Raw genomic sequence first — 14,036 nt, 5'->3', positions numbered from 1 at the left:
TGTGGTTGTTTTTTGACAACGCAAAATTTAGTGCAAAGTATATTTATATTAATTTTATTGATTTATTTAATATAAATTAATCAATTTTTCTTATTTATGGATTTGATTAGTATAAATGTAGATTTTAAATGAGGCCAAACTCATGCAAAAACCATTTACACAACTTGGACAATGCCACAATATCATTCGTCAATTCACCCCCAACTGGTTTACCGTCAGTATGGGAACAGGTGTCGTGGCGTTAATTGTATCAGAGTTTCCGATGTTCAAGGCACTCACATGGCAACTGGGCACAGGGCTGTGGTATTTCAATATTTTACTGTTCATCCTTTTTAGTGTGCTATATGGCTTACGTTGGGCATTTTATCCGCACGAAGCCAAACAGATTTTTCTGCATCCAAGCATGAGCCTATTTTTAGGGACGATCCCGATGGCGATGGCCACCATCCTCAATGGCTTTTTAAAGTATGGCCAGCCTATTTATGGCGACACAGCTATACAGATTGCGCAAACGCTTTGGTATGCAGATGTGGTCTTGGCGCTCTTGGTGGCGTGGGCAGTTCCTTTTGCCATGTATCGACATCAGGAGCATGCTTTACAGCAGATGACCGCGGTGTGGCTGTTACCGATCGTGGCCTGTGAAGTTGCGGCCAGCAGCGGTGGTTTATTGCTGGGGCATTTGGCAGCAGATACTCACACCGTTGCGATTTTATTGGGCAGTTATGTGTTGTGGGGTGTTTCAGTATTACCTGCCTTTGCTATTTTAACGATTTTAATGTTGCGATTGGTCTTACATAAACTGCCTGAAAAAGAGTTGGCGGTCAGCAGTTGGTTGGCTTTGGGGCCGATAGGGACTGCTGCTTTGGCGTTATTGGTTCTGGGGCATCAGGCACCAATGCTGATGGCAAGTTTAGGTTTAGCCCAACTGGGTCAGTTCTTTCAGCAGGCGGGTATTTTGACCAGTTTAATTCTGCTGGGTTTTGGGCTGTGGTGGTTGGGAATTGCGGTACTAACGACTTTGCACCATGCCAAACAGAACTTACCGTTTAATTTGGGTTGGTGGGGACTGACTTTCCCATTGGGCGTATATACGCTCGCAATCTTAAACTTAGCCCAACAACTCAATTTGGCTTTCCTGTACGCCGTTGGCTATGCTTTTGCAGCCATACTGATGTTGTTATGGAGTTTGGTTGCAACCAAGACGGCACAGGGTTTTTATCAAGGTCATTTGTTCTTTTCGCCGTGCTTAAAAACCTATTTAGAACAGCAATATAAATGAGGCCAGAAGTCGTTTCAGTTTAAAGCGCCATTTGATTTTATGTACATTGTTTGAGCAAAGACCAGAGGCGCTTTTCTTTCAGACTGATTTGTTTTCTAATGGCACGTATGAAGTCGGTTATTTGAGTATTTTATGTCGGATGTTGCACTGATCATGGCTTTGCCAAATGAGTCTAAAGGATTATTTGAGCAAGCAGGGATTGAAGTTCACTACAGCGGTATTGGAAAAGTCAACGCGGCCTATAAAGCCTTTGAAGTGATTCAAAAAACAGGCTGTAAAACCTTGATTAATTTAGGTACAGCAGGCAGTACTTATTTTGATAAGCACGAGTTAGTTGAAGTCTCCCAATTTGTACAACGCGACATGGATGTCTCCCCACTGGGTTTCGCTGTCGGTTTTACCCCATTTGACACCATGCATCCTGCAGAAATTCACTTAGAACCGTTTTTCCAACAACTCCGTACCGGCATCTGTGGAACAGGGGATAGCTTTGAAACGGGTGAATCTAAAGTGCCGTGTCATTTGGTTGATATGGAAGGATATGCACTGGCAAAAGTCTGTAAGAAATTGGGTGTTCGCCTGATTTCGGTCAAATATATTTCAGATGGTGCCAACGACACCGCGCATTTGGACTGGGAGGACAATTTGTTATTGGGAGCTCAGAAATTATTAGCATTATTTGAAAGTATCTGAGGCTTTGATTCTGTCTTTTGAAACTCGGCGACCATAGAATGCTATGGTCGTATGCCAAAATTACTCAGCTTTGAATAATTCAGACGGTGTTCGCGGGATCACGCCATACAGCATCATATGTACGGTATGTTGAATGACTCGTTGTTGCATACTGCGGTTACGTAGGGTTTTACCTGTCACCATTTCCATTTGTGTGGCAAAGTCAGCATAGTTTTGCGTCAAGGCCCAAATATTGAGGATTAATAGCTCAGGGTCAATTTCAGTTGAAATTTTACCTTGCTCTTGCCAATTGCTAATGACTTTGGCTTTACGTTTGACCAGCTTCTTTAAAGGCCCTTTAAGGATTTCCAAAATATGTGGCGCCCCTTGGATCACCTCTAAAGCAAATAAGCGAGATGCTTTCGGTTGAGTCCGAGAAACCTCAATCTTTTGCAATAAGTAGTTGGTGATCGCTTCTTCCGGCTCTAAGTCAGCTTCTAACATTTGTAGTGGGGCTAACCATTTTTGTAAAACCGTCGTTAAAACTTCAACGTACAAAGCTTCTTTATTTTCATAGTAATAGAAAATATTCGATTTGTGCATTTCAGCAATCTGTGCGATTTCATCTAAGCTTGCTCCATTAAACCCATAGAGCGAGAAGACGTCTAGTGCAGCATTCAGCAGCTGGTGGCGTTTTTGAGTACTCTTTTTCTGTTCCATTCTCTAATTTAAAAAACAATAAAAAGGGGGAAGGACAAATTGTACGGCAAATCATCAGATTTGTGCACAAAGTGGAAATTTAATTTTTTGAATAATGATCATTTATTCTGTAGATTGGCTCTTAAATTGCGATAAATTCTAAAAGTTGTCCAATAAAATATAATTATATAAAAACTATTTTGTCTAAACTATATGAAATGATTCCATGTGAAGTGGCATGTTTTGATAAAAATAACGTGAAATTTAATACATTGTTTAAAATAAAGTATGCTTAAGTCATATGACAGTCTTCTGTTTTTTTACTGAAATCCAGCATAAAAAATCCTTAGCTCCCCAAGCTAAGGATTTTTAGTCTACTTATGTGGCTAAAACTGCATTTAACACTTGTTGTTCAAGGGTATTGAACGGCATATTTTTGACGCGAGGGCGAGGCAGGTCGACTTGAAATTCTTTAGCAATATGGCCACGGTCTAGCAAAATAATCCGATCGGCCAGTTGAACAGCCTCACTGACATCATGGGTGACTAAAATGGCGGTAAAGCCTTGTTCTGTCCATAATTTTTCAATCAAATTCTGCATGTCTAAGCGGGTTAAGGCATCGAGTGCTCCCAAAGGTTCATCGAGTAATAAAATCCGCGGTTTATGTGATAAAGCCCGTGCTAAAGCGGTTCGTTGACGCTGTCCCCCAGAGAGCTGCGAAGGCCAAAGCCCCGCTTTTTCTTTGAGTCCGACTTTTTCTAGTAGACCCGAGGCAGTGGCATGTTGTTGTTTTGGCAGCCCCAATTGTACATTTTGTTCAATGGAGCGCCATGGTAGCAGTCGTGGATCTTGGAACATGACCCGTATATCGTCTGCAGTAATCCCTTCTCGGAGGTGTCGCGCGGATTTAAACTTAATTTCGCCGTAGCTTTGTTGTTCTAAGTTGGCAATCAGGCGCAGGAGAGTACTTTTACCACAACCACTGCGTCCGACAATGGCTAAAAACTCACCTGGTTGAATATGCAGGTCTAAGTCTTCAAGGACTTTAACTGAACCATAAAACTTATGCAGTTGCTCGATAATAATTTCGGCCCCAAGCACTGCTTGAGGGTTGATGTCTTGATTGCTATTTGGCTGCGATGTAATAGTGGCATGGCGACCAAGGCTTAAATCAGTCATCTCAGACTCCTTATTTTTGGTATCCTGCATGCCAACGCAGCAGGTATTTTTCTAATGTGACGGCCAGTACATCAGCCAGTTTTCCAAGTAGGGCATACAGTAAAATCCCCACCAAGACGATGTCAGTCTGTAAAAATTCACGCGCATTCATGGTCATATAACCAATGCCCGCTTGTGCCGAAATGGTTTCGGCAACGATCAGCAGAACCCAAACCAAACCCAGTGAAAAGCGCAGTCCGACTAAAATAGAGGGCATCGCACCCGGTAAAATAATTTCTTTGTACAATTGCCAACGGGTCAAACCATAGCTTTTCCCCATTTCAATTAGTTGTGGATCTACCGAACGTATGCCGTGATAGGTGTTGATGTAAATGGGAAAAAAGACCCCGACCGCAACCAAAAATAGCTTGGCGGTTTCATCAATCCCGAACCATAAGATCACCAACGGAATAAGTGCCAGTGCCGGAATATTTCGGATCATCTGTAGGGTGGTGTCGAGCAGAGTTGATGCTGTTTTTGATGAACCATTTAGCAAACCCAGAAATAGTCCTAAGCCTCCGCCCACCAATAAGCCGAGTAATGCACGACCTGCACTGACTTGCACATGCTTCCAAAGCTCTCCACTCAGTAACAGGTGCCAAAAAGCAGTAACTACCGCCGTTGGTGCAGGTAAAATCCGACTTTCTAAAAGTCCTGTGCTGGAGGCAATTTGCCAAAGCACAATCAAGCCGATAGGAAAGAGCCAAGGCAGCAATAGCTGCCCTAACTGAGTTCCACGTGAAACCTTTTCCTGCTGGAGGGTTTGCACTGAAACGATTTTGGACATTAGGCAGGCTCCTGAATCACTTTTGCTTTTTTGTTTTCATCAGGTGTGTAGTTGTTTGCCACAATCTCGCCAAAGGGGCCTGTTAAATTTGGCTGAGCCAACTTTGCTTGAGTTTCAAGCGGTAGGAGTGGAAACACCAATTCGGCAAAACGAATCGACTCTTCAAGATGTGGATAGCCTGAGAAAATAAAGGTGCTGATGCCCAAATCTGCATATTCTTGAATACGGGCTGCAACCGTTTCAGGATCGCCGACCAATGCCGTACCTGCCCCCCCACGAACCAGACCTACACCTGCCCAAAGGTTTGGGGACACTTCAAGTTTGCTACGGTCACCATTGTGTAGTTCGGCCATACGACGTTGACCGACCGAGTCCATGCTCTTAAATTTGGCCTGTGCTGCTGCAATGGTGGCATCATCGACATATTGAATGAGCTCTTCAGCCGCTTGCCAGGCTTGTTCATTGGTTTCACGTACAATCACATGCAGACGAATACCATAGTTGAGCGTACGGCCTTTGGCCTCGGCTTTGGCACGTACAGTGGCAATTTTTTCTTTAACCGCAGTAGGGGGTTCACCCCATGTGAGATATGTGTCGACCTGATCCGTCGCCAACTCGATGGCATCATCCGATGAGCCACCAAACCAAAGAGGAGGGTAGGGCTGTTGTACAGGTGGATACAGCAGTTTAGCATCATCTACGTTTAGACGTTCGCCGTGAAAGCTAAAGCTTTCACCTGTATGGGAGCGGGTTAAAATCTCACGCCAAATTTTGACGTATTCATTGGCTGTTTTATAGCGAGTGGAATGGTCTTCATAAACACCATCGCCTTGCAGTTCTTTTTCATCGCCACCTGTCACCAAGTTCAATAAAACTCGACCATTGGAGAGACGGTCAAAGGTGGCTGCCATCCGTGCAGCCAGTGCCGGAGTGGTCACGCCTGGACGTAATGCAACCAAGAATTTTAATTTTTTTGTGGCATCAATCAGACTGGCTGCGGTCAACCATGGATCTTCACATGAACGACCCGTTGGAATCAGTACACCTTCATAACCTAAATTATCCACGGCAACCGCAATCTGTTTCATATAAGCATGGTCCACTTGACGAGCACCTTTGCTGGTACCTAAGTAGCGACTGTCACCGTGAGTTGGGATAAACCAGAAAATTTTCATTTTTAAAAATCCTTAGATAGAGTCGTTTAAGGTTTGCTCGGTGCAACCCAAACGGTACTTTGAACTTGAATGTGTTTCGGAATGAGCTGGACTTGTTGGAACAAATCGGCAATCTGTTGTTGGGCTTGTACCACTTCAGGCGTCAGGGTTTGAATCGGAGACGGTTTCAGACGTTTGTCGATGACCCGTTGAGCAATAGAGGGCTGTAAACCCGTACTTTGGGTATAGACCGAAAGTGCTTGTACTTGGTTTTTCAGCACCCATTGATCGGCCTGATTCAAGCCGTGGATGAATTGAGCGGTCGCTTCAGGATAGGCCTGAATAAATTTTGGATTGCCAATATAAAAAGAATAGGTTTGTGGAAATGCTGTGCCATCAATCAAAACTTTGGCATGAGCATCTTGTTCTGCTGCACTGAGGTAGGGTTCCCAAATGGCCCATGCATCGATGGATTGTTTATCAAACGCGGCACGTGCATCCGCAGGGGGCAGCCAAATCGGTTGAATGTCCTGCCAACTGAGTCCTGCTTTTTGTAAGATTTTCGCCAACAACTCATGCGCGCTTGAACCACGCTGAACGGCAATGCGTTTGCCTTTTAAGGCTTGGATTGAACCAATGCTACTATTTTTAGGAATTAACAGGGCTTGAGAGTTAGCGGGTACTTGTTCGTAGCCGACATAACTGAGTGCTTTGTCAGCAGCTTGGGCAAAGATCGGTGGGGTATTGCCCACAGCACCAAAATCGACAGCACCAACGGATAATGCTTCTAACATTTGTGGACCAGCAGGAAATTCTTTCCATTCAATTTTGGCTTGAGGAAATTGCTGCTCAAATAACTTTTGCTCACGCGCGACCAATAGGTTCAAAGACGACTTTTGGTAGCCAATCGACAGTGTTTTAACTGGAGCTGCTGCCTGTTTTTCTGGCGTGTTCGGTACTGCTGTGTCTTGCTTTTGGCATGCCCCGAGTCCAAGACTCAAGCTGACGATGCCAATACTAGAAACTGTTTTCAGTGTTTTCATGATGATCTCGTTATTTTTTATTTAATAATGGCAGCGTCAATATTCAGCTTGTTTGGAATGAGTTTTTGTTGATAGAAAGCATCCGCAACGTACTGCTGTTTTTTTGCGACTTCCGCTGAAATGGGTTGAACGCCAAAGCCCATACGACCAATCGAGCTTTGTAAAATGTCTAAAGACAAGCCTGTCGGTTTTTCTAACAACTGGGCTGCTTGTTGTTGATTTTGTTTGACCCACTGTGTGGTGGTGTTGAGTTCATTGACGACCGTTTTTAAAACTTCTGGATGGGTTTGGGCAAATTTACGATCGGCCAAATAGAACTGATGATTACTGACTAAGTTTTCTCCCGTAGCAATCACACGTGCTGAGATTTGGTGTTCAGCGGCAGCAAAGAATGGATCCCAAATGACCCATGCATCGACTGCACCACGTTCAAATGCGGCACGTGCATCCGATGGGGGAAGATACACCGCTTCAATATCAGAAAGTTTCAGGTTATTCGCTTCTAATACTTTGAGTAGCAGGTAATGCACATTTGAACCTTTGTTGAGTGCAATCCGTTTGCCTTTTAAATCTTGAATGCTTTGAATCTTTGAGTCTTTTTGTACAATCAGTGCTTCTGCTTTAGGTGCAGCAGGTTGGTTGGCAATGTAAACCAAGTTCGAATTTGCAGCTTGTGCGAAAATTGGAGGCGCTTCCCCTGCTTCACCAAAGACCACACTGCCGACATTTAAGCCTTCGAGGAGCTGTGGACCTGCGGGAAACTCGACCCATTTCACTTGGACATTTTGTGCTTTAAGCGCCGTTTCTAAAGTGCCACGCTCTTTGACGATGGGCAAAATGCCATATTTTTGAAAGCCAATATTGAGTGTGATGGTTTCAGCTTCTTTTTTCCCACATCCAGATAACATCATGGCACCCACGACTGCTGCAGAAAGAACGCTTGTTTTGATCCAGAACTGTGCTTGAGAAGTGCTCATGTGTTTCATAACTCCAAATAAATAAGGTGAGTGAGTTGGTGAACACATACGCTAATGGGCATTTCTTTTCAGAAAAAATAAGAAATCGGGCTTTAGACATGAAAAAAAAAGATAAAAATAAAAGTGCAAAACTTATGCAAAAAACAGCAATATAAAAAACATAAAATATAAAATTTATTGATATTAACTTATTGATATTTATTATTTAAAAGGTATTTTTATTTTTGGAATAAGCTTAGTCTTTCACGCAATATAGATTTGAGCAATTTTTGCAGTATTTTCTAGATAAAGATATGAGAAATAAAGATATTCATAATTTTGCAAAAGCCACTTAAAGTGGCTTTTTAAAGACGAGCGAGTTGCGCTGATAGTTGTATAAGGCTTGGCGTGCATTCGGAAGTTCATCGACATTGGCCGTTTCAAAGCCATGTTCTAAGAACCAATGAGCAGTACGTGTGGTCAGTACAAACAACTGTTGAATGCCCATACTGCGGGCTTTACCTTCGAGATAATGCAAAATTTGGCTGCCGCGATTAGATTTTCGATAGCTAGGATCGACTGCGACACAGGCAATTTCAGCGCTACGGATTTCACCCTCTGCCGCTGGCAGTGGGTAGAGTGCGGCACAGGCCAAGATCATGCCGTCACGTTCAATCACCGCAAATTGGCCAATTTCGTTTTCGAGACGTTCACGTGAGCGATAAACCAAAATACCTTCTTCTTCAAGTGGGCGTAATAGGTTAATCAGTCCGCCGACATCTTGAATGTTGGCCATACGGACTTCTTCATAATGGGCATCGGTAATCATGGTGCCCGAACCATCGCGAGTGAAGAGCTCTTCAACCAAGGCACCATCATAAGCATAGGAAATCAGATGGACGCGATGGACGCCATGCGTGGAGGCCTTTTTGGCACCGCGTAAATGCACGGCAATGTCTGGATTCGAATCTTGGTATTTCTCAATTTGCGCATCGAGCTTGTGGGGCGAAATTTCGCGTTGCAACTGACCATGTTCATTGAGCAGACCATGTTGTTTGCCCAAGAAAATCAGTTTGTCCGCTTTAAGATGAATCGCTGTGCGGGTCGCCACTTCTTCAGCTAGCAGATTGAATACTTCGCCTGTGGTGGAATAGCCGGTTGGCCCGAGCAAAACAATATTGTGATTATCCAAATGGCGTTGGATGGCATCGGTGTCGACCGTACGGACTTCACCTGTTAACTGAAAATCGACCCCATCGCGAATGCCATAGGGCTTGGCTGTGACAAAATTCCCTGAAACCACATCAATGCGTGCGCCATACATCGGTGAGTTGGCCAGTCCCATCGACAGTAAGGCTTCAATTTGCAAACGAATCGAGCCCACCGCATTCATCACACAGCCCAACGATTCTCGGGTGGTGACGCGACAATACTGATGGAATGGCGTTTGTAGTTGACTTTGTTTTAAGTTGTGGTTGATTTGCGGTCGTGCGCCATGCACCAAGATCAGACGAATTCCGAGTGAATGCAGCAGGGCAATGTCGTGAATAATATGTTGAAAGTTATCATGCTGAACGGCTTCACCATCGAACATAATCACAAAGGTTTTATTACGGTGAGCATTGATATAAGGCGCAGAATGTCGAAACCAATGCACATACTGCAAAGTTGTACTGTGATGTGTTTCGATGGGATTCGCGTGCATGCCTGTCTCAAAATGAACTGCTTAGCATGATTTTAATCAAAAATTGCAGAAGAGGAAGTCTTAAATAGAAAAACACCTGATGCAACGTTCAGGTGTTTCATTGGTTATGCGACACAAACCAGAATTAGCCGATAATACGCAGGATACGGTTATTACGCTCATTGACTAAAACATAGTCACCATTGACCTTATACCACTGTTGGTAGCGTCCAGTGTTGGGTAGGCGACGTGCTTCTCGGTCACTGACGTGATAACGCGATGAGTCATAGCCTCGTGGTAAATATTGACCTGAGCGCCAGTCACGGCTTGGGTTGACACGTTTGTTTTGGTAGCGGTTGTCATTGTCCCAACGACGGTCATCGCGATGATCCCAGCGCGAGTCATGATCGTGCGAGCGGTCATAGTATTGTGGTGCTGCCATAGCAGATGTTGCCATGAGCGTGCCCAAAGAGAATGTGATTGCAGTCAGAATTTTTTTCATTGCCTTCATCCAGTATTAGTCTTGTTTCGATGATTCAAAATTAGCGAATAACTCTAGAGAAAGCGTGAGGGCTATTTAGGTGAATTGTGAAATGTATGAAGAGACTGAGGAGATTGTGGTTTTTCTGTAATGCTTGCAAACAAAAGTTTTGGCACATAAAAAACCTGAAACAACGCCTTACATGCTGTGCTGGACTGTGGTCTCTTGAGAGGAATACGTAGTCGCGCTAAAGCGAGTGAAAGTGTGCTGATTCAGGTTTCAATAATGTCGCTACGTTGTACAAAATGAAGCGCAGATTAAAGCCCCATAATCCGCAGAATATTGTTGCTGTCTGCGTCGACTAAGATGTAGTCATTATTGATTTTGTACCACTGCTGGTTTCGGTTTGGCTTTGGAAGATTATGGTCTTTATATTCGACTTTATAGCCATTACCACGGTAATGCTGTGGCATAACATAACCTTGTTGCCATTTATGCTGTTGTAAACGTTTGACACCGCGCTCTTCGCGCATACGTCGACGATCTTGCTGATCGTCATCATCAGAATCGCGAAAGTCACGTCCGCGTGGCTCATTGCCATAGCGTGGATGGTCGTGGTCAAACTGAGGGGCAGCAGTACTGAGACTGCTTGCCATCAAAGCACTGAAAGAGATTGCCAATACTGTCAAAATCTTTTTCATGTTGAATCCTCATTAAGGTAATTTCATTCTTTCCTATAATGTACGAAAAAAATGCAGAGAAACTGTGAAGATGAATTGGGTATTTATTAACAAATGCATAGATATTAAGAAGATTATGCCCAATTCTAAGCCTGAATTAAATCATCAATTGCGCCAAAGTCCAAAGCAAACAGCCTGTATCTTCTGATTTTTGACTCATTTTTATCGTTCTTCACTCCTTTTGTCAAAGAATGCATAGCACATGATTTAATTCCACTGCTGGGCCAGATGTTGTAATGAACGGATTGAATGAACTACTGATTCAGCTTGGCTGGCATCCTCCAAAGCACAAATCAGGCTTTCGGGTAGTTGTAAATTATGGATATGACGAATGGTGTCATGTTTACGTTGTAAATCAGCCATACTGCATCCTTATTTTCAATTCTTGATCAATCAGAATGATAAATAGGAAATTTAAATCTGAAAAACTGAATATTTTTATTAAAATGATTTAAAAATACGATTTAAAATATACAGCTAGCCAAGCTGAGTTTTCAACTTGGCTGATTCGGCTTAATAGGCGTAGTTGAGGTCGGTATAATCACTCAATGACTTCTGCACATGGGCTTGGATAAACTCACGTACATCTGCTGCGGTCATCGGTTCACCATTTTTACTGATGGCGTGCTCAATATCGGGCTGACCTTCAATTTTGATGCGATAGACAAAGCTTTTCTTGGCTTTGTATTGTTCATCATTCTTTGCAATGACGGTGACGTAGTGATAGCTATGTTCAAAGTTTAAGTCGGTATGAGCAAAAACAAACTGGTCGAAAAGTTTCAGTGTGGCGCCATTTTCCAGCGCTTGAAGTTCCTCCACAATACTGGCTTCAAACTTCATTCCATATTTCTCTGAAATCGGCTGTTGGTCAATCAATAAGCTGACCATACCATCTTCAGTGTGTTGTACAGTGATGTTGCTCAAGTCCGTCATGGCATATGCTTCAAAAATGGAGTTGGGCATCAGTATCCGCAAAAATTGAAAAAAGACAACCTCTTCTTGAATCTGAGATCATGCTGACGATGACAAAGTTCCAGTTTGATGCATAAAAAAAGGAAGCCGAAGCTTCCTTTTAAATGAATGATTTTAGTCTTGTGCATCAATGCTTTGACCATTCATATGTAAGCTGTCATCACCCATCAAGTACAAATAGGCAGGCATGATATTTTCAGGTGTTGGCAGTGTTTTTGGATCTTCATCAGGATAGGCTTTGGCACGCATTGCAGTGCGCGTCGCCCCTGGATTGATACAGTTAAAACGGATATTCGGAGAGGTATTTTCTTTGGCAAACAGTTGGCTGACCGCTTCAATTGCGATCTTAGACACGGAATATGCGCCCCAACGTTCACGCGTTTCACGCCCGACACCTGAGCTGGCAAAAACTACGGAGGCATGTTCAGATTTTTTCAGTAGGGGCATTAACTCTTGAGTCATAACGAATGGCGCACGCAAGTTGACGGCCATGACATCATCCCAGACATCGACAGGATAATTTTCCAGTTCGGTGCGCTCACCCAAAATGCCTGCATTATGTAAAATGCCATCTAGCCGCCCAAATTGGCGCTCTAAGGTGTCGACCAATAATTCATAATCACGAGGAGAGGCGCTCGATAGCTGCAAGGGTAAAATTGCAGGTTGTGGCGCACCTAAGCCTTCAATTTCATCATAAATGACTTCGAGCTTATTTAAGGTACGCCCATGCAGCACCACCGTTGCGCCGTGTAGGGCATAACTTAATGCAGCAGCACGACCAATACCATCGCCCGCACCTGTAATTAAGATGATGCGATCTTTGAGCAGATCGGGGCGAGGTTGATATTCTGAATATTTCATCATTACCTCCTCGTTATTTTGATTTTTTAATTGTGATCAAGTCAGTGAGTTGGACGGTGTAGTTTGACTCACGAGAGATTGAATAACATCGTCCAATTCAGCCACAGTCTTCACTATACAATCTGCTTGCCACGCTGTTAAGTCATCTTTGTGCGCGAATGGTAAATAACCATAAGCCGCCAAAATGGTATACATCTGTGCGTTTCGACCTGCATCGATATCACGCGGATGATCACCGACATAGATACAGTCTTCAGGCGCAATCGCAATCTGTTGGGCTGCCAAATACATTGGTTCAGGATCAGGCTTGGTTTTGCTGACATCTTCTGGACAGACCAAAACAGCGCAGCGTTCTGTCAAATCCAGTGCATCTAATAATGCTTCACTGAGCCAGCGGGGTTTGTTGGTGACAATGCCCCAAGGAATCTCTTGGGTTTCAAGTTTTTCAAGTAGCGGATACATGCCCGAAAATAGGTCGGTATCTACTGCAATATCCGCCCCATAGATGTCTAAAAAACGCTGACGATGTGCCAGAAAAATTGGGTCTTCGACTTCCAGTTCTGGATAAACCAATTTCACCATCGCCCGTGCACCTTCAGAGACTTGGCTACGGATCAGGTTTGCATCGACCACAGCAACACCTTTTTCACGGCACATGTCTTGAATAATACGAATAAAGTCGGCGGCAGTGTCGATTAGGGTGCCGTCAAGGTCGAATAAGACGGCTTTCATACAGCACCTTCTTTGACAGTGTAGACCATATAGTTGACGTCGACATTTGGTGCTAACCAATAGCGTTTGGTCAAGGGATTGTAATGTAAACCCGTCATGTCTTTCAGTTTGAGTCCAGCACCGCGAATATCATGTGCCAGTTCAGAGGGCTTAATGAATTTTTGATAATCGTGGGTGCCTTTGGCTAACATGCGCAGTACATATTCAGCACCAATAATGGCAAATAGATAGGCTTTAGGATTACGGTTGATGGTGGAGAAGAACACATGACCGCCTGGTTTCACCAGTTTATGGCAGGCTTCAATGATTGAGGCTGGATTGGGTACGTGCTCCAACATTTCCATGCAGGTCACAATATCGTATTGTCCAGCTTGTTCTTCTGCAAGCTGCTCCACTGGAATTTGGCGATATTCGATATGCTTAACACCTTCTTGTTCTGCATGTAAACGTGCCACATTCAGCGGGGCTTCGCCCATATCAATACCGAGCACATCTGCACCACGACGTGCCATACTTTCAGCTAAAATTCCGCCACCACAGCCGACATCAAGGACTTTTTTTCCGCTGAGTCCACCTGCATGTTCATCAATCCAGTTTAAGCGTAAAGGGTTGATCATGTGTAAAGGACGGAACTCCGAGTGCTGATCCCACCATATGGCAGCAAATGCTTCAAATTTGGCAATTTCTTGTGGATCAACATTCAGTTGCGACATCGTCGGCACCTCAATTTAAGTCATAATATTTAAAATGTTCAATAG

Annotated in this window: 16 protein-coding genes; 2 read left to right on the top strand and 14 right to left on the bottom strand. The window is 43.7% G+C overall.

Annotated features, from left to right (window positions below):
* Window positions 1-142 precede the first annotated feature (142 nt).
* A complete protein-coding gene (locus tag CDG62_RS19055) occupies window positions 143-1,279 on the top strand; it encodes a TDT family transporter (protein WP_087527566.1) in 1,137 nt (378 codons plus the stop codon).
* Window positions 1,280-1,411: 132 nt separating this feature from the next.
* Window positions 1,412-1,972: a 5'-nucleosidase gene (locus CDG62_RS19050; protein WP_087527567.1), complete on the top strand. Its 561-nt coding sequence runs from the start codon at window positions 1,412-1,414 to the stop codon at window positions 1,970-1,972.
* 60 nt (window positions 1,973-2,032) lie between these two features.
* On the opposite strand, the gene CDG62_RS19045 is transcribed toward CDG62_RS19050, so the two are convergent.
* The 14 genes from CDG62_RS19045 to ubiG form a co-directional block, all read right to left on the bottom strand.
* Complete coding sequence (locus CDG62_RS19045) at window positions 2,033-2,671, bottom strand: TetR/AcrR family transcriptional regulator (RefSeq protein ID WP_004684172.1); 639 nt, start codon at window positions 2,669-2,671, stop codon at window positions 2,033-2,035.
* A gap of 357 nt (window positions 2,672-3,028) precedes the next feature.
* The gene (locus tag CDG62_RS19040) at window positions 3,029-3,829 is read right to left on the bottom strand and encodes an ABC transporter ATP-binding protein (RefSeq protein ID WP_087527568.1); all 801 of its coding nucleotides are present in this window, start codon (window positions 3,827-3,829) and stop codon (window positions 3,029-3,031) included.
* A 10-nt stretch (window positions 3,830-3,839) separates the two neighbouring features.
* Window positions 3,840-4,655 (bottom strand): aliphatic sulfonate ABC transporter permease SsuC, encoded by an 816-nt coding sequence (gene ssuC / locus CDG62_RS19035; protein WP_063454421.1) that lies wholly within the window; start codon window positions 4,653-4,655, stop codon window positions 3,840-3,842.
* Window positions 4,655-5,830 (bottom strand): FMNH2-dependent alkanesulfonate monooxygenase, encoded by a 1,176-nt coding sequence (gene ssuD, locus CDG62_RS19030; protein WP_087527569.1) that lies wholly within the window; start codon window positions 5,828-5,830, stop codon window positions 4,655-4,657. Before ssuD ends, ssuC begins: the two co-directional genes overlap by 1 nt.
* A gap of 26 nt (window positions 5,831-5,856) precedes the next feature.
* Window positions 5,857-6,852 carry an aliphatic sulfonate ABC transporter substrate-binding protein gene (locus CDG62_RS19025; protein WP_087527570.1) on the bottom strand — a complete coding sequence of 332 codons (996 nt, stop codon included), beginning with the start codon at window positions 6,850-6,852 and terminating at the stop codon, window positions 5,857-5,859.
* Window positions 6,853-6,869: 17 nt separating this feature from the next.
* On the bottom strand, window positions 6,870-7,829 hold the full coding sequence (locus CDG62_RS19020; protein WP_087527571.1) for a sulfonate ABC transporter substrate-binding protein: 960 nt from the start codon (window positions 7,827-7,829) through the stop codon (window positions 6,870-6,872).
* A gap of 331 nt (window positions 7,830-8,160) precedes the next feature.
* A complete protein-coding gene (gene argA, locus CDG62_RS19015; RefSeq protein ID WP_087527572.1) occupies window positions 8,161-9,513 on the bottom strand; it encodes an amino-acid N-acetyltransferase in 1,353 nt (450 codons plus the stop codon).
* A gap of 124 nt (window positions 9,514-9,637) precedes the next feature.
* Window positions 9,638-9,994: an RcnB family protein gene (locus tag CDG62_RS19010; protein WP_087527573.1), complete on the bottom strand. Its 357-nt coding sequence runs from the start codon at window positions 9,992-9,994 to the stop codon at window positions 9,638-9,640.
* 296 nt (window positions 9,995-10,290) lie between these two features.
* Complete coding sequence (locus tag CDG62_RS19005; RefSeq protein WP_004983820.1) at window positions 10,291-10,674, bottom strand: RcnB family protein; 384 nt, start codon at window positions 10,672-10,674, stop codon at window positions 10,291-10,293.
* A 246-nt stretch (window positions 10,675-10,920) separates the two neighbouring features.
* A complete protein-coding gene (locus tag CDG62_RS19405; RefSeq protein WP_162904051.1) occupies window positions 10,921-11,076 on the bottom strand; it encodes a hypothetical protein in 156 nt (51 codons plus the stop codon).
* Between the two features lie 150 nt (window positions 11,077-11,226).
* Window positions 11,227-11,646, bottom strand: a complete 420-nt coding sequence (locus CDG62_RS19000; RefSeq protein WP_087527625.1) for a hypothetical protein — start codon at window positions 11,644-11,646, stop codon at window positions 11,227-11,229.
* 153 nt (window positions 11,647-11,799) lie between these two features.
* The gene (locus CDG62_RS18995) at window positions 11,800-12,546 is read right to left on the bottom strand and encodes a YciK family oxidoreductase (protein WP_005401600.1); all 747 of its coding nucleotides are present in this window, start codon (window positions 12,544-12,546) and stop codon (window positions 11,800-11,802) included.
* Window positions 12,547-12,582: 36 nt separating this feature from the next.
* A complete protein-coding gene (locus CDG62_RS18990) occupies window positions 12,583-13,278 on the bottom strand; it encodes an HAD family hydrolase (RefSeq protein ID WP_087527574.1) in 696 nt (231 codons plus the stop codon).
* Window positions 13,275-13,991, bottom strand: a complete 717-nt coding sequence (ubiG, locus tag CDG62_RS18985) for a bifunctional 2-polyprenyl-6-hydroxyphenol methylase/3-demethylubiquinol 3-O-methyltransferase UbiG (RefSeq protein WP_087527575.1) — start codon at window positions 13,989-13,991, stop codon at window positions 13,275-13,277. Before ubiG ends, CDG62_RS18990 begins: the two co-directional genes overlap by 4 nt.
* Window positions 13,992-14,036 lie beyond the last annotated feature (45 nt).

This window comes from Acinetobacter sp. WCHA55 (genome assembly GCF_002165305.2).
Lineage (GTDB): Bacteria > Pseudomonadota > Gammaproteobacteria > Pseudomonadales > Moraxellaceae > Acinetobacter.
This window is presented reverse-complemented; position numbering and strand designations above follow the sequence as displayed.